We start from the raw sequence: 15,526 nt of genomic DNA, 5'->3' as shown, positions 1-15,526 counted from the left end.
TGGACCGCGTGCGAAACCTCCTGGAACAGATCCAGGGACGCCTCGACGAGCTGAACAAGGCCGAACGCAAAGTCGCCGAAGTCATCCTGCTCAATCCGCAACAAGCCACCCGTTTCAGCATTGCTGCACTGGCCCAGGCGGCCAAGGTCAGCGAACCGACCGTCAACCGCTTCTGCCGGTCGTTCGGCGTCAGCGGCTACCCCGAGCTCAAGCTGCAGCTGGCGCAGAGCCTGGCCAGTGGCGCTGCCTATGTGAGCCGCGCCGTCGAGGCCGACGACGACCCTGCCGCCTACACCCAGAAGATTTTCGGCAGCGCCATCGCCTCGCTCGACAGCGCCTGCCAGCAACTCGACCCGCAGCAGGTCAGCCGCGCCGTGGACATGATGATCCAGGCCCGGCAGATCCACTTCTTCGGCCTTGGCGCCTCGGCGCCGGTGGCCCTGGATGCCCAGCACAAGTTCTTCCGCTTCAACCTGGCGGTGTCGGCCCACGCCGACGTGCTGATGCAACGCATGCTGGCCTCGGTGGCCCACACCGGCGACCTGTTCGTGATCATCTCCTACACCGGGCGCACCCGCGAACTGGTCGAGGTGGCGCGCGTGGCCCGTGAAAACGGCGCCTCGGTACTGGGCCTGACCGCTGCCGGCTCGCCGCTGGCCCAGGCCTGCAGCCTGAGCCTGCACATTCCACTGCCGGAAGACACCGACATCTACATGCCGATGACCTCGCGAATCATCCAGCTGACCGTGCTCGACGTGCTGGCCACCGGCATGACCCTGCGCCGCGGCGTGGACTTCCAGCCGCACCTGCGCAAGATCAAGGAAAGCCTCAACGCCAGCCGTTACCCGATCGAGGACGACGAACTCAACTGAGCCGATGCGCTTGCAAACGCAAGTGCGCGCGTTGCCCCGGGGCCAGGCTTAGGCCCTCGCCACTGCCACTGGCGGCTTCGACACAGACGAAGCCCTGGCATTCGCGACCCGTCACGCCCATCAGCGGGCGGTTGCCCGGGTGCCAGACCACGGTGTCATCGCTGTCACCGGTGTCGATGCACAGTTCGCGCTGCCAGGCCGGGTCCTGTAGTTGCACCCGCGGGGTGCCTGGGTAGACCTTCTGGCAGCCGCCCTTGAGCTTCAGCGCACCTTCCTCGCGGCAGGCCTGCCGGCTCAGGCGGTCGTAGCCTTCGATATCCTCAAGCCCAGACAGCGCTATCTCGGACACGTCACTGATACGCCAGTAAGCCAGCAGCGCATGGCTCAACTGGCACGGTTCGCTGTCCTGGTGCTCGGTACTCAGGCGCAGTTCCATGCGGCTGCCAAGCCGTGCATGCAGGTCGACCTGCCAGTCGCAGAGGTCCAGGCGCCACTTCAATGTCACGCCCTCCTCGTCCTCGCGGCTGTCCACCAGCTTCCAGTCCAGCAGCCGTGCCCAGCCATGGGCCGGCCACAGGTCCTCGCTGGGGTGGCGGCCGTACCACGGCCAGCACACCGGCACACCCCCCCGAATCGCCCCCACCTGCGGCCACTGCTCGGCGCACCACAACCAGGGCTTTTCGCCAGCGGGTTGAAAGTGCAGCAGCTGCGCGCCCTGCCGGCTGAACACAGCCTGGCAGAGGGGGTGGTCGATGATCAGGACATCGCGCTGCTGGTAACGCTCCCACTCGAATGTCGGCCTTGGCCGCTGTGCGGAAAAGAAGCGATGTAGCGGATGTTCGGGCATGGTTCCAAGCTCTTGTTGTTTGAGATAGCGCTGTCTCGGCCTATCCCCGACAACCACTGCAAGCCAGTGGATGCCGGGAGCCGAAATTGGATTGGCGTAAATTTACAACAAATGTGCTCAGAATGACGACTGAATCTTCAAACCAGCGACCAGCGCGTTGTCTACTTCATCCACCCCGCCCGGGCTCTTGATGTATTGCAGGTTGGGGCGCACGGTCAGCCAGTTGGTGACGTGGAAGCCGTAATACAGCTCGGCGTTGTACTCGGTGCGCTGTAGCGGCACGAAGCCCGGGTTGTCGTAATCATTGATGCCGCTCTGGGCATTGAGCTGCTCAGCACGCTTCTTCACATCGTCGTTGACGTGAATGCGGGCGATCCCAAACCCGATATCGTCCTTGGGCCGGGCATCGAAGGCGCCTTTGTACACCAGCCCGACCTGCTGGTAGTTGTCGACCACGTTGGTGGCCTTGTCGTGCACGGTGAAGTTGGCAAACAGGCTGAGACCACGGCTGGCATCACCGCCCTGGGCAGTGACCTGCTGCTGCGCAACCACCCACCAGCCATGTTTGCTGGAGTGCGACTTGAAGCCCGCGCCGCTGATGCCTTGCGGGTTGCCATTGACGTCTTCGTAGATGTCTTCGGCATCCGCCGTGCTGTAGTAGTAGCCGAGGCGGTACTCGCCCGGCAGGCCGTTGACCTGGGGTGACCAGACCGCCTCCACCGGCAGGATCGCGCCCTTGGTGCCGCTGCCGCTGAGCTTGAAGCCGTTGCCGGTTTCCAGGTTCGAGGGGTTCTGCTCGAACGCGCCGACCTGCACGAAGAACTCAGGCGTGATGTTGTACTTGACCCGCAGCGCCCATTGGCTGACCGGCCAGTTGTACCAGATGCCGCCCACCCAGTTGCCCACCTGCGAGCCGCAGAAGGCCAGGTTCTGGAAGTCGCAGGGGAAGCTGTTGAAGTCTTCGCCCTCCCCGAAGCGGCCGAATTTCACATCCAGGGCACCTTCAAAGTACTTCTGCTTGATCCACATCTGGGTCAGCCGCCAGGTCTGGCCGCGGCCCCACACTTCCTGTACCGAACTGAACTGGCCGGCACGCGGGTCGCTGATGCGGTCGTTGGACAGGTTGCGGCCGCTGCGCTCGGTGATCGCCAGCTTGAACTCGGTGTCATGCCAGCCAAAGATCTTTTCCAGGTCCAGGTGCGCCCCCAGGGCAAATTGGTCGCTGTAGCGTGCGGTCTTGTCGTCGTTGTAGCCGCCGTTGAGGTTGCCCGCCACCTCGCCCACGTAGTCGAGGGTGAAGTCATAGCCTTTTTCCAGCAGCTCGGTGCGAGTACCGCCCCAGTCGCCGGTCATCCATTTCGACTCGCTGGAGAAGGCCTCGGCGGCCTGCGCCCCGCTGCTGCCAACCATGGCAAGCAAGGCCAGTGAGCCCAAGGTCCTGATGCGATTGCGCTGTTCCATCCCTTTGCGTCCTCTTTTTTCTTATTGATGGTGTAGACGATTCAACGGCTCTTGAAGTGAGTCACGTTGTCCTTCACTGAAGCGTTGGCGGTGTCCAGGCTCAGGCGTTCACCGCTGGCGGCGTCAAACAGCAGTACCCGTGCCGGGTCGAACTGCAGGTTCAGGCTGTCGCCGACCTTGCACGCCACATCCGGCGCCAGGCGGCAGCAGACCTTGGTCTGGTTGAGGGTGACGAACACCAGCAGGTCCGGCCCGGTGGGCTCGGTAACCTGCACGTCGGCGCGGATGCCGGGCAGGCCATTGCCCTCCCCCGTGCCCAGGGCAATCTGCTCGGGGCGGATGCCGAGGATGATCTCGCGCCCGTCCAGTTCAGCGCCGGCCACACCCAACGGCAGCTCGCAACGCGCCTGGCCGCTGTCGAGCAGGGCCAATAGGCGCCCGTCCTGCCGAGCCAGGCGCACCGGAATGAAGTTCATCGGTGGCGAACCGATGAAACTGGCGACGAACTGGTTGGCCGGGTCGTTGTAGATCTGCTGCGGGGTACCGAACTGCTGGATGATGCCGTCCTTCATCACCGCCACTTTGTCGCCCAGGGTCATGGCCTCGATCTGGTCATGGGTGACGTACACCGTGGTGGTCTTCAGGCGCTGGTGCATCAGTTTCATTTCGGTGCGCATCTCGACCCGCAGCTTGGCGTCGAGGTTGGACAACGGTTCGTCGAACAAGTAGATCTTCGGCCGCCGCGCCAGCGCCCGGCCCATGGCCACGCGCTGCTGCTGGCCGCCGGAGAGCTGGGCAGGCTTGCGTGAAAGCAGGTGCTCGATCTGCAGCAGCTTGGCCACCCGCGCCACCTCCTCGTCGATGGCGGCCTGGGGCATCTTGCGGATCTTCAGGCCGAACTCGATGTTCTCACGCACGCTCATGGTCGGGTACAGCGCGTAGGACTGGAACACCATGGCGATGTCACGGTCCTTGGGGCTCATGCCGCTGACGTCCTGCTCGTCGATCAGGATGGCGCCGCCGGTGATCTGCTCAAGGCCGGCGATGCAGTTCATCAAGGTCGACTTGCCACAGCCCGAGGGGCCGACCAGGATCAGGAACTCGCCGTCCTTGATCGACAGCTGGATGTCCTTGAGGGTGTCCGGCAAGCCGCTGCCGTAGGTCTTGTTCACATTGCGAAGTTCAAGCGTTGCCATGACTTACCCCTTGACGGCGCCGGCCGTGAGGCCGCGGACGAAATACTTGCCTGCCACCACGTAGACCAGCAGGGTTGGCAGGCCGGCGATCATTGCCGCCGCCATATCGACGTTGTATTCCTTGGCCCCGGTGCTGGTGTTGACCAGGTTGTTCAGGGCCACGGTGATCGGTTGCGAGTCACCACTGGCGAACACCACACCGAACAGGAAGTCGTTCCAGATCTGGGTGAATTGCCAGATCAGGCAGACCATGATGATCGGTGTCGACATCGGCAGGATGATGCAACGGAAGATGGTGAAGAACCCGGCACCGTCCAGGCGCGCAGCCTTGACCAGCGCATCGGGGATGCTCACGTAGAAGTTGCGAAAGAACAGCGTGGTAAAGGCCAGGCCGTAGACCACATGCACTAGCACCAGGCCGCTGGTGGTGCTGGCCAGGCCCAGTTTGCCAAGGGTGAACGAGGCCGGCAGCAGCACCGTCTGGAACGGCAGGAAGCAGCCAAACAGCAGCAGGCCGAAGAACAGTTGCGAGCCCCGGAAGCGCCACATCGACAGCACATAGCCGTTGAGCGCACCGATGGCCGTGGAGATCAGCACGGCGGGCACGGTGATCATGATCGAGTTCCAGAAGTACCCGTTGACCGTGCCCCACGCCTTGACCCAGCCGACGCCACTGACCACAGTCGGCCAGCTCAACAGGTTGCCGCTGCTGATGTCTTCGGGGGTCTTGAAGCTGGTCAGCAGCATGACTACCAGCGGCACCAGGTACAGCAGCACGGCAATCAGCAGTACAGCGTGGATGGCGATGCGGCTGATGCTCAACGCCGGTTTTTCGGCAGGGCTATGCATGGCGTTTGCTCCGCAGCTCCGAATACAGGTAAGGCACGAGGATCGCCAGGATCGCCCCGAGCATGAGGATGGCGCTGGCCGAGCCCATGCCCATCTGGCCGCGGCTGAAGGTGAACGAGTACATGAACATCGCCGGCAGGTCGGACGAGTACCCTGGGCCACCGGCGGTCATCGCGGCCACCAGGTCGAAGCTCTTGATGGCGATGTGCGAGAGGATCATCACGGCGCTGAAGAACACCGGTCGCAGGCTTGGCAATACCACGGTCCAGTAGATGCGCGGCAGGCTGGCGCCGTCCATCTGTGCGGCGCGGATGATCGACTGGTCGACGCCGCGCAGGCCGGCGAGGAACATTGCCATGATGAAGCCCGAGGCTTGCCACACGGCGGCGATCACCAGGCAGTACACCACCCGGTCGGGGTCGATCAGCCAGTCCAGGCGAAAACCTTCCCAGCCCCAGTCGCGCAGCAGTTTGTCCAGGCCCATGCCGGGGTTGAGCAGCCACTTCCAGGCGGTGCCGGTGACAATCATCGACAGCGCCATGGGGTAGAGATAGATCGTGCGGATGAAGCCCTCGCGGCGGATGCGCTGGTCGAGCAACACCGCCAGCAGTACACCGATGGCCAGGCTGATGCCAATGAACAGCCCCCCGAACACCAACAGGTTCTTGCTGGCCACCCACCAGCGGTCGTTGTCGAACAACCGGGCGTATTGCGCCAGGCCCGCCCATTTGTAGGTTGGCAGAAAGGTCGAGGTGGTGAAGGACAGCACGAAGGTCCACAGGATGTAGCCATAGAAGCCCACCAGGACGATGAACATGCTCGGCGCCAGCACCAGCTTGGGTAGCCAGCGCTGCAGAGCGTCCAGGGGTGAGGCCCGCAGTTGGGCGGTAGTTGTGGTCATGATCTGCTTCCCAAACGATTGAGAGCTCCGCCCCCCATGGGGGCGGGCCTGGTTTACACCTTTGGGATCGGTTACCGGGCCGACTTGATCGCCGCCGCCAGCTTCTTCGCCGCATCGGCCGGGTCGGCCTTGGGGTCGTTGATGTAGTTGGTCACCACATCGAAGAAGGCGCCCTGCACCGCCAGCGTGGTGGCCATGTTGTGCGCCATGCTTGGTTGCAGGCCACCGCTTTTGGCGTCGGCCAGGAAGTCCTTGGCAGACGTCTGCGCGCAGGCGTCGAAGCCATACTTGCCCATATCGGCAAGCATGTCGTTACGCACCGGGATCGACCCTTTGTTGGTACTGAAGACCTTCTGGAAGTCCTCGCCCAACACGTTGCGGGCGATGTCCTGCTGGCCGGCAGCCGTGCCTGCGTCCTTCTGCTTGAACACCACCAGCGAATCGATGTTGTACAGGAACGCATTGTCGGTACCGGGGAACGCGACGCACTGGTAATCCTTGCCGGCGGTCTTGTGCGCCAGGGTCCACTCGCTCTTGGCCCAGTCGCCCATGATCTGCATGCCGGCCTTGCCATTGATGACCTTGGCCGCTTCCAGGTTCCAGTCCTGGCCCTTGCCGTCAGGGTCCATGTAGGTGGCGACCTTCTTCAGCTCGGTCAGCGACTTGACCATTTGCGGCCCGGTCAGCGTCGCTTCGTCGAGGTCGACCAGGGCTTTCTTGTAGCCGTCCGCGCCCATTACCGACAGCACCACGCTTTCGAACACCGTGCTGTCCTGCCAGGGCTGGCCACCATGGGCGAGCGCAATGAAGCCGGCGGCCTTGAGCTTGTCGGCGGCGGCGTAGAATTCGTCGAGGGTGGTCGGCGCCTTGTCGATGCCGGCTTTCTTGAAGACGTCGGGGTTGATCCATAGCCAGTTGATGCGGTGGATGTTCACCGGTACGGCCACGTAGTCACCGTCGTACTTCACGGTGTCGGCGACTTTCTTGTCGAGCAGCGAGTCCCACTTCTCTTCTTTGGCGACATCCTTGAGCACATCCGTGTCGAGCAGGCCGGTGGCGGCCCACTCCTGAATGTCGGGGCCCTTGATCTGGGCAACGCCGGGCGGGTTGCCGGCCACGGCGCGGCTCTTGAGCACGGTCATGGCGGTGGCGCCGCCACCGCCGGCGACTGCACCATCCTTCCAGGTGAAGCCATCCTTCTCGACCTGGGCCTTGAGCACATCGACAGCCGCTTTTTCACCCCCCGAGGTCCACCAGTGCACCACTTCGACACTGCCTTTGGCGTCGGCGGCGAGGGCACTGAGCGGGAACAACGAGGCGAGGGAGATCGCGGCAGCGAGGCGGAGAGTCGAATTCATCGGAATACCTTTCTTGTTGTTATGCCGGGCAAGTCGATCGCTTGCATTGCATGGAGTCTAATCAGAGCGGTCGCTGCGCCAGGTAACGAAGCGATGCGTGAATGTCATCGTTTGGTTACATTGCGCGCCAGTGCGCTCGCCAGGCTCGGCGCCAACGGCAAGGTGGGCAACAGCACAGCCTGATAGGCGTGATAGAGGTCTGGCTTGCCTGCCCAGATAGCCGCTGCAGGTTGGTTGCCAGGGTCGAGTTCGTGGTGCCAGCTTCCACCGACGCGGTCGATGAAGCGGCTGTCGATGAATGCCCAGAAACAGCCATACCAATCCGCGTACTGCTGCTCACCGGTGCGCCGCAGCAAGGCTGCCGCACTGGCGCACGCTTCGGCATGCACCCAGTGCAGGCGCTCGCGCACCCTGGGCTGGTTGTCCCAGCCCAGGGTGTAGACGATGCCCTCGGCGCCATCGACGTTCCAGGCATGCCGGCAGGCGTTGGCGAACAGCGCTCGCGCACTGGCCAGCAGCCACGCCGGCGTAGACAACCCGGCCAAGTGCCGTGCGGCCTCCAGGTGCAGAAGCAGGCGTGACCATTCGAACGCGTGGCCAGGCGTCGTGCCATAAGGCCGGAAGTGATCGGTGGGGTTGGCCCGATTGTATTCAGGCAGCGGTTGCCAGTGCGCATCGAAATGTTCGACCACGCGGTAGTCGCTGGCAGCCGCATGGCCTTGAATGATGCGCTCGACGATGCGCAGGGCGCGCTGCAGCCAGAGCGCATCGCCGGTCACATCCGCCAGGGCGAGAAAGGCCTCGGTGGCGTGCATGTTGCTGTTGGCACCACGGTAGGCTTCCGGCTGCTGCCAGTCGCTGGCAAAGGACTCGCACAACGCCCCCTCTTCCTCGCTCCAGAAGCGTTCCTCGATGACCCGGATCGCCTCCTCCAGCACACCCTGCGCACCGCTGGCACCGGCTACCACTGCCGAGCTTGCGGCCAGCGCGACGAAGGCATGCAGGTAGGCCGCCTTGCCGTTGCCACCCTGCCCTTGCGGGCGATCGAACCAACCGCCGTGCGTGGCGTCATGCAGCGGCCCGCGCAAGGCCTGTACGCCATGCTCCACCAATGCCAGGCAGCCTGGTACACCCTGGAGGTGCGCCAGGGCGAAGCTGTGGGTCATGCGCGCAGTTGTCAGGGTTTCGGCAAGGGCCGAAGGCGGCAACTGGCCACGGGCGTCGAGATTGGCGAAGCCTTCAGGCACTTGCGAGGCCATCGCGAACGCCAGCAGCCGCCACCCTTCGTGGGTGAGCCAGGCGGTATGTTCCAGCGAATCGATAGAGTCCATGCAGCCACGTCTTCCATGCCAGAGGTGTGCAGAGTCTAGCCAGCCGTCCTGGCTGGAATGTCACGAAGGCCTGCCGTTGTGTCACCGGTCAGTGACATGGCCATCAGTCCAGGCTGCGGGGTAGATGAAGGGTCACGCGCAACCCGCCCTCGCGCAAGTTCAGCAGGCTGACCTCCCCGCCATGGCTATGGGCGATGTTGCGCGCAATCCCCAACCCCAACCCGTACCCCTGCTGCTGCCCGGCCAGCCTGAAGTGCGGCACGAACACCTGCTCCTGCTGTTGCTGCGGCACCCCCGGCCCCTGGTCATCCACCTGCAGGACAAAGCCCTCGTTGCTGTCGATGATGCGCAGGCGTGCCCGCTCGCCATACTTGATGGCATTGTCGATCAGGTTGCCGATGCAGCGGCGCAAGGCCAGCGGCTTGCCCGGGTACGGCGCCAGCGCCTGGCCTTCGACGGTGATGCGGCCATCGCCCAGGTAGGGCTCGGCGAGAATCTCCAGTATCTGGTTGAGGTCGACCGGCTCGATGTTCTCGTGAATGTCGGTGTCTTTTACGCACTGCAAGGCGCCTTTGACCAACAACTCCAGTTCATCCAGGTCTTGGCTGAACTTGGTTTGCAGGCGCTCATCTTCCAGCAGTTCGACACGCAGCCGCAGGCGGGTGATCGGCGTGCGCAGGTCGTGGGAAATGGCGCTGAACAACTGGCTGCGCTCGGTCAGGTAGCGGCTGATGCGCTCACGCATGCTGTTGAACGCCCGCCCCACCTCGACCACCTCGCTACCACCGCCCTCGGGCACTGGCGCCACATCGGCACCCAGCGACAGGTCCCGCGCGGCGCGCGCCAAGCGCTTGAGCGGCCAGCTTTGCCAGTGCACCAGCAGGCCGATGAACAGCAGCAGCAAGGCCGTCGTCATAACGATGAAGCCGATTTGCTGACGCGGCAGGCGTTCGGCTTCGAGGCTGGTATACGGCTCGGGCAGCAGCGAGGCGATGTACAGCCACTCGCCTTCGCCCAGGCGAATCTGCGTGACCAGCACCGGGGGGTTGAGTGGCTCCAGGGTCAGCGAATAATGGGCCCAGGAGCGCGGCAGCTCATCGAGCTTAAGGCCGCTGTTGAAGATGCGCAGGTCATCGGGGGCGACGAACTCCACGGAAATCTCCATCTGCGCGCCCAGCCGCTCGTGCAGCACCTGCTGGAACACATCGATGACCGCCTGCTTGCGCGGTGTTATGGGCAATACCGGCATGTCCAGCGGCTTGTCGTTGAGCGACACGAAAAAACGCGTACCGCCCATGCTGCGCAACTGGTCCAGCACCATCGGCCGATAGGCCACTGGCAAAGAACGGAAATAACTGACGCTGGCACTCATCGAATGGGCCAGGCTGCCGGCACTGGCGCGCAAGCCTTGCAACTGGCTGGCACGTAGCTGGGCGACCCAGATGACGCTGGACAAGCCCTGCGCCAGCAGTACCACCAGCAAGGTCAGCAGCAGCATGCGCCCCAGCAGCGAGCGTGGCAGCAGGCGCCAACGCCGCTCAGCAAGCACAGCAGACATGGGCAGCCAGCAGGTAACCACTGCCACGCACAGTGCGGATCAGCCGCGGCGGCTTGTCGGTGTCGCGCAAGCGCTGGCGTAGGCGGCTGACCGCCATGTCGACGATACGGTCCAGCGGCATCGGCTCACGGCCACGGGTGGCATTGCCGATGGTGTCACGGTCGAGGATCTGCTGGGGGTGATCGAGAAAAAGCTTGAGCAAAGCGAAGTCGGCGCCAGACAAGATCACCTCTTCGCCATCGCGGTGGAACAGGCGGTGGCTGACCGTGTCCAGGCGCCAGTCGTCGAAGGCCAGCACGGCACTGTTCGGCGCCGCCTGGCCGAACTCGGCACGGCGCAACAAGGCCTTGATCCGTGCCTGCAGCTCACGCGGGCTGAAGGGTTTACCCAGGTAGTCGTCGGCGCCCAGTTCCAGGCCGATGACCCGGTCGGCTTCGTCGGAGCTGGCGGTGAGCATGATGATGGGCACCCGCGCCTGGCGCGGGTGCTGGCGCACCCAGCGGCACAGGCTGAAGCCGTCTTCATCGGGCAGCATCACATCGAGGATGACCAGGTCGCAGGCGGTGCTTTCCAGGGCCTGACGAAAGCCCTGCCCGTCGGCCTCGGCGTGAACCTGGAAGCCGGAACGGCTCAGGTAGGTTTGCAACAGCTCACGGATTTCCTGATCGTCGTCGACCATCAGGATGGATTTACCGGCAGTGCTCAAGGTGTCCCGCCCTCTTGTTGTCACAGGTCTTTCGCCTGCTGTTTCGATATTGGGCTGCTTCGCTCTATTGATCCAGCACCTGCTGCAAAGCCACCCCCGCCCCCAGCAACCCGGAAAACTCCGCCGTCACCAGCCACACTGGCACCCCGGCAAAATACCCGCTCATGCAGCCCTTGTCGGCAAAGCTCGCGGCAAACCCGCTACGCAAAAACAGCTCGGCAAACCGCGGGATCACACCGCCGACAATGTAAACCCCACCCCGGGCGCCCAGGGTCAGAACATTGTTGCCCACCACCCGCCCCAGGAAGCGGCAGAACTGCTCGACCACCGCCAACGCCCGCGGTTCGCCACCCAGGGCGGCATCGGTAATATCGGCTGGAGTCTTGTGTCGCGGTATGTCGCCGTCCAGCGCGCAGATGGCTTGATACAAGCGCACCAGGCCACCGCCACTGAGCACCGTCTCGGCACTGACATGGCCAATCTGGCCATGAATCTGCTGGTGGATCGCCGCCTCACGGGCATTGCCCACCGGCAGGTCGACATGCCCACCCTCACCCGGCAATGCCTGCCAATGCTGTTCACCCAGGCGCAGCAGGCTGCCGACACCAAGGCCGGTACCCGGCCCGATCACCAAAGCAGGCCGCAGCGGGTCCGCCTGGCCAGGGCAGACTTCGCGGAATTCGCCCGCTTGCAGGCGCGTCATGCCCAAGGCCATGGCCGTGAAATCGTTGATCAGCAACAGCTGCTCGACCTGCAGCGTCTTGCAGAACGCACGCCGGCTGAGCCGCCAATGGTTGTTGGTGAAGCGAAATTCATCGCCATCGACCGGCCCGGCGACGGCCAGGCACACCGCCGAAAGGCCGCCACGGACAATGCCCTGATCGTGCAGGTAGGCTTCAATCGCCTGCTCGGGGCTTGTGTAGTCAGCGGTGGCGAAAACCTGCACCTGGTACAGCTGGTTGTCACGCCACAACGCAAAGCGGGCATTGGTGCCACCGATGTCGCCAACCAGCAGGTCCTTCATTTGAGGTTCTCCAGGGCCGAGGTAAAGGCGCTGGCGCCTTGCTCGGCCGAGCTGAACGCCATGCGCATGAAGCCGAACAGCTCGCGCCCGCAGCCCAGGTCGTTGCCCTGAGGTGCTGGCGGCAGGTCGCGGCTGGCCAGTTCCTGGGCCGAAACCCTGAGCTGCAGCGTGCCTTCGACACCATCGACCCGCACGATATCACCATCGCGTACCCGTGCCAGCGGCCCACCGTCAAAGGCTTCGGGGCAAACGTGGATGGCAGCCGGGATCTTGCCCGACGCGCCCGACATGCGCCCATCGGTGACCAGCGCAACCTTGTAGCCGCGGTCTTGCAGCACACCGAGGAACGGCGTCAGCTTGTGCAGCTCCGGCATGCCGTTGCAACGCGGCCCCTGGAAGCGCACCACGGCTACGAAATCGCGCTCCAGCTCGCCGGCCTTGAAGGCGTCGGCCAGCGACTGCTGGTCGTGGAATACCCGCGCCGGGGCTTCAACCACCTGATGCTCGCGGGCGACTGCGGAAACCTTCATCACCCCACGCCCAAGGTTGCCTTCCATCACCCGCAGGCCGCCTTCGGCCGAGAATGGCCGCGCCACCGGGCGCAGGATGGTCTCGTCCAGGCTGTGCAGCGGGCCTTCGCGCCAGACCAGCTTGCCGTTGTCGAGGAACGGCTCCTGGGTGTAGCGGCGCAAGCCGTGGCCCGCAACAGTGTTGACGTCTTCGTGCAGCAACCCTGCATCGAGCAGCTCGCGGATCAGGAAGGCCATGCCGCCAGCGGCCTGGAAGTGGTTGATGTCGGCTTTGCCATTGGGGTAGACATGGGACAGCGTCGGCACCACCTCGGACAGGTCGGCCATGTCCTGCCAGGTGAGCTGAATGCCCGCCGCCTGGGCGATCGCCGGCATGTGCAGGGTGTGGTTGGTCGAGCCGCCGGTGGCATGCAGGGCGACGATCGAGTTGACCAGCGACTTCTCGTCGACGACCTCGCCCAGTGGCATGAAGCTGCCGCTGGCCTTGGTCAGGCGCGTGACCTGCTGCGCGGCCTCGGCAGTGAGCGCATCGCGCAACGGCGTATAGGGGTTCACGAACGAGGCGCCTGGCAGGTGCAACCCCATCACTTCCATCACCAGCTGGTTGGTGTTGGCGGTGCCGTAGAAGGTGCAGGTGCCGGGGCTGTGGTAGGAGTTCATCTCCGACTCCAGCAGCTCCTCGCGGCTGGCCTTGCCCTCGGCATAGCGCTGGCGCACGTCGGCCTTCTGCTTGTTGGAGATGCCCGAGAGCATCGGGCCACCTGGCACGAAAATGGTCGGCAAGTGCCCGAAACGCAGCGCGCCCATCATCAGGCCGGGGACGATCTTGTCGCAGATGCCGAGCATCAGCGCGGCGTCGAACATGTTGTGCGACAGGGCCACGGCGGTGGACATGGCGATCACTTCACGGCTGGCGATGGCCAGCTCCATGCCCGGCTCGCCCTGGGTCACGCCATCGCACATGGCCGGCACGCCGCCGGCGAACTGGCCGACCGAGCCGACTTCACGCAGGGCCTGTTTGATCTGCTCTGGGAAGTGCTGGTACGGCTGGTGCGCCGAGAGCATGTCGTTGTAGGCCGAGACGATGGCGACGTTGGCCGCATTCATCAGCCGCAGGCTCTGCTTGTCTTGGGCGCCGCAACCGGCCACGCCGTGGGCGAAGTTGGCGCACTGCAGGCTGGCACGCATGGGTCCGTCACCGGCCGCGCCGCGAATCAGCTGCAGGTAGCGTTCACGGGTGGCACGGCTGCGTTCGACCAGCCGTTGGGTGACCTCAAGGATGCGCGGGTGCATGTACTGGACTCCAGGCTAACTGTATGGGCGGCTTACCGGGCATTTCCCCTCCAAACGATTGCGACCTAGGCTCTAGAACAGGGCCTTTGAGGCATCGCTGAGAGGCCTGCCCGACCACTCGTTGTATGTTTAAACAAAATACTGCCACTAAAAAGGCTTGTTTTCTATCTGATAGTGAATAATCTTGTAATTCCAACAACAAAACCGTTTCAGTGAAGCCCCTTTGTGCCACAGGCCTCACTCGGACCGCCAGAGGTAACGCCATGACCCTTCGCATCGCCATCAATGGATTCGGCCGCATAGGGCGCAATGTCCTTCGCGCACTGTATACCCAAGGCTACCGCCAGGACCTGCAGGTCGTCGCCATCAACGACCTGGGTGACAGCGCCATGAACGCCCACCTGCTCAAGTACGACAGCGTGCACGGCACCTTCGACGCCAGCGTAGAAGCCGATCATGAAAGCCTCACGGTCAATGGTGACCGTATCGCGGTCAGTGCCATCCGCAACCCGGCCGAGCTGCCCTGGAAGGCCGAAGCGATCGACGTGGTATTCGAATGCACCGGGCTGTTCACCGACCGGGCCAAGGCTGCCGCGCACCTGGCTGCGGGGGCTGGCAAAGTGATCGTCTCGGCACCGGCCAAGGGGGCTGACGCCACCGTGGTGTACGGGGTCAACCATGACGTGCTGCGCGCGTCGCACCAGATCATTTCCAATGCCTCCTGTACCACCAACTGCCTGGCGCCGATCGCCCAGGTACTGCACCGCGAGTTCGGCATCGAACAAGGCCTGATGACCACCATCCATGCCTACACCAACGACCAGGTGCTGACCGACGTCTACCACAGCGACCCCTACCGTGCGCGCTCGGCCACCCAGTCGATGATCCCGAGCAAGACCGGCGCCGCCGAAGCCGTGGGCCTGGTGCTGCCGGAACTGGCCGGCAAGCTGACCGGCATGGCGGTAAGGGTGCCGGTGATCAACGTGTCGCTGGTGGACCTCACCGTCAACCTCAAGCGTGACGCCAGCGCCGACGAGGTCAACCAGCTGTTCCAGGAGGCCAGCCGGCACTCCAAGGTATTGGGCTACAACGCCTTGCCATTGGTTTCGTGCGATTTCAACCACAACCCGCTGTCGGCGATCTTCGATGCCAACCATACCCGGGCCAACGGGCGCATGCTGAAGGTGCTGGCCTGGTATGACAACGAATGGGGGTTCAGCAACCGCATGCTGGATAACTGCCTGGCGTTGTGCCAGGCCCGTTGAGCATGCCACGGGATTTGCAGCGCCTGTGAGATCGAGCGCCGCCCGCGCGGCGCTTCGCGGGGCAAGCCCGCTCCCACATTTGTTTCGGGCCAATCAATCCTGATCCATTCGCGCGCGGTCCCTTGTTTGTCCCCTTCGATATCGCGTCGTGCACCAAGGGGGACGCGCGCCGATTACACAGGCATGACTGGCCCGAAACAAATGTGGGAGCGGGCTTGCCCCGCGAAGCGCCGCGCGGGCGGCGCTCGATCTCAAAAGCACAGGATGTCCACCGCCATACACACTCCACTCACAATCTTTACCTTTTTCTAACATTTCCACACTTGACCAACGGC

At 63.8% G+C, this 15,526-nt stretch carries 13 protein-coding genes; 2 read left to right on the top strand and 11 right to left on the bottom strand.

What is annotated here, in order from left to right:
- Positions 1 to 8 precede the first annotated feature (8 nt).
- Positions 9 to 872: a DNA-binding transcriptional regulator HexR gene (gene hexR, locus CKW22_RS09860; RefSeq protein ID WP_172960401.1), complete on the top strand. Its 864-nt coding sequence runs from the start codon at positions 9 to 11 to the stop codon at positions 870 to 872.
- Here hexR and CKW22_RS09855 read toward each other — a convergent pair.
- The 11 genes from CKW22_RS09855 to edd form a co-directional block, all read right to left on the bottom strand.
- Positions 865 to 1,719: a D-hexose-6-phosphate mutarotase gene (locus CKW22_RS09855; RefSeq protein WP_047581462.1), complete on the bottom strand. Its 855-nt coding sequence runs from the start codon at positions 1,717 to 1,719 to the stop codon at positions 865 to 867. The genes hexR and CKW22_RS09855 overlap by 8 nt on opposite strands.
- Before the next feature lie 117 nt (positions 1,720 to 1,836).
- Positions 1,837 to 3,129 (bottom strand): carbohydrate porin, encoded by a 1,293-nt coding sequence (locus CKW22_RS09850; RefSeq protein ID WP_256577292.1) that lies wholly within the window; start codon positions 3,127 to 3,129, stop codon positions 1,837 to 1,839.
- A gap of 92 nt (positions 3,130 to 3,221) precedes the next feature.
- A complete protein-coding gene (locus CKW22_RS09845; RefSeq protein ID WP_033701023.1) occupies positions 3,222 to 4,376 on the bottom strand; it encodes an ABC transporter ATP-binding protein in 1,155 nt (384 codons plus the stop codon).
- A gap of 3 nt (positions 4,377 to 4,379) precedes the next feature.
- Positions 4,380 to 5,225, bottom strand: coding sequence for a carbohydrate ABC transporter permease (locus CKW22_RS09840; protein ID WP_033701025.1), 846 nt, complete (start codon positions 5,223 to 5,225; stop codon positions 4,380 to 4,382).
- Positions 5,218 to 6,126 (bottom strand): carbohydrate ABC transporter permease, encoded by a 909-nt coding sequence (locus CKW22_RS09835; protein ID WP_033701027.1) that lies wholly within the window; start codon positions 6,124 to 6,126, stop codon positions 5,218 to 5,220. The genes CKW22_RS09840 and CKW22_RS09835 overlap by 8 nt, the downstream gene beginning before the upstream one ends.
- 71 nt (positions 6,127 to 6,197) lie before the next feature.
- The gene (locus tag CKW22_RS09830) at positions 6,198 to 7,484 is read right to left on the bottom strand and encodes an ABC transporter substrate-binding protein (protein ID WP_033701028.1); all 1,287 of its coding nucleotides are present in this window, start codon (positions 7,482 to 7,484) and stop codon (positions 6,198 to 6,200) included.
- A 104-nt stretch (positions 7,485 to 7,588) separates the two neighbouring features.
- Entirely contained in the window at positions 7,589 to 8,815 is a 1,227-nt protein-coding gene (locus CKW22_RS09825; RefSeq protein ID WP_095064060.1) for an AGE family epimerase/isomerase, read from the bottom strand.
- Positions 8,816 to 8,918: 103 nt separating this feature from the next.
- Positions 8,919 to 10,373 carry an ATP-binding protein gene (locus CKW22_RS09820; RefSeq protein WP_033701030.1) on the bottom strand — a complete coding sequence of 485 codons (1,455 nt, stop codon included), beginning with the start codon at positions 10,371 to 10,373 and terminating at the stop codon, positions 8,919 to 8,921.
- On the bottom strand, positions 10,354 to 11,079 hold the full coding sequence (gltR, locus tag CKW22_RS09815) for a two-component system response regulator GltR (protein WP_033701031.1): 726 nt from the start codon (positions 11,077 to 11,079) through the stop codon (positions 10,354 to 10,356). Before gltR ends, CKW22_RS09820 begins: the two co-directional genes overlap by 20 nt.
- 64 nt (positions 11,080 to 11,143) lie before the next feature.
- A complete protein-coding gene (locus tag CKW22_RS09810) occupies positions 11,144 to 12,103 on the bottom strand; it encodes a glucokinase (protein ID WP_033701032.1) in 960 nt (319 codons plus the stop codon).
- Positions 12,100 to 13,926, bottom strand: a complete 1,827-nt coding sequence (gene edd, locus CKW22_RS09805) for a phosphogluconate dehydratase (RefSeq protein ID WP_095064059.1) — start codon at positions 13,924 to 13,926, stop codon at positions 12,100 to 12,102. Before edd ends, CKW22_RS09810 begins: the two co-directional genes overlap by 4 nt.
- A gap of 263 nt (positions 13,927 to 14,189) precedes the next feature.
- Between edd and gap the strand changes: the two genes are divergently transcribed.
- On the top strand, positions 14,190 to 15,191 hold the full coding sequence (gene gap, locus CKW22_RS09800; protein ID WP_095064058.1) for a type I glyceraldehyde-3-phosphate dehydrogenase: 1,002 nt from the start codon (positions 14,190 to 14,192) through the stop codon (positions 15,189 to 15,191).
- Positions 15,192 to 15,526 lie beyond the last annotated feature (335 nt).

It is taken from the genome of Pseudomonas sp. Irchel s3f19 (genome assembly GCF_900187555.1).
Lineage (GTDB): Bacteria > Pseudomonadota > Gammaproteobacteria > Pseudomonadales > Pseudomonadaceae > Aquipseudomonas > Aquipseudomonas capeferrum.
The sequence above is the reverse complement of the archived record's forward strand: the minus strand, read 5'-3'. Positions and strand labels throughout refer to the sequence as shown.

Bases quoted from the DNA above. Each gene is read 5' to 3' on its own strand.
- edd (WP_095064059.1), bottom strand. From the start codon at position 13,926: ATGCACCCGCGCATCCTTGAGGTCACCCAACGGCTGGTCGAACGCAGC.
- CKW22_RS09825 (WP_095064060.1), bottom strand. From the start codon at position 8,815: ATGGACTCTATCGATTCGCTGGAACATACCGCCTGGCTCACCCACGAA.
- CKW22_RS09810 (WP_033701032.1), bottom strand. From the start codon at position 12,103: ATGAAGGACCTGCTGGTTGGCGACATCGGTGGCACCAATGCCCGCTTT.
- CKW22_RS09840 (WP_033701025.1), bottom strand. From the start codon at position 5,225: ATGCATAGCCCTGCCGAAAAACCGGCGTTGAGCATCAGCCGCATCGCC.
- CKW22_RS09850 (WP_256577292.1), bottom strand. From the start codon at position 3,129: ATGGTTGGCAGCAGCGGGGCGCAGGCCGCCGAGGCCTTCTCCAGCGAG.
- CKW22_RS09835 (WP_033701027.1), bottom strand. From the start codon at position 6,126: ATGACCACAACTACCGCCCAACTGCGGGCCTCACCCCTGGACGCTCTG.
- CKW22_RS09855 (WP_047581462.1), bottom strand. From the start codon at position 1,719: ATGCCCGAACATCCGCTACATCGCTTCTTTTCCGCACAGCGGCCAAGG.
- CKW22_RS09830 (WP_033701028.1), bottom strand. From the start codon at position 7,484: ATGAATTCGACTCTCCGCCTCGCTGCCGCGATCTCCCTCGCCTCGTTG.
- CKW22_RS09845 (WP_033701023.1), bottom strand. From the start codon at position 4,376: ATGGCAACGCTTGAACTTCGCAATGTGAACAAGACCTACGGCAGCGGC.
- CKW22_RS09820 (WP_033701030.1), bottom strand. From the start codon at position 10,373: ATGTCTGCTGTGCTTGCTGAGCGGCGTTGGCGCCTGCTGCCACGCTCG.
- gap (WP_095064058.1), top strand. From the start codon at position 14,190: ATGACCCTTCGCATCGCCATCAATGGATTCGGCCGCATAGGGCGCAAT.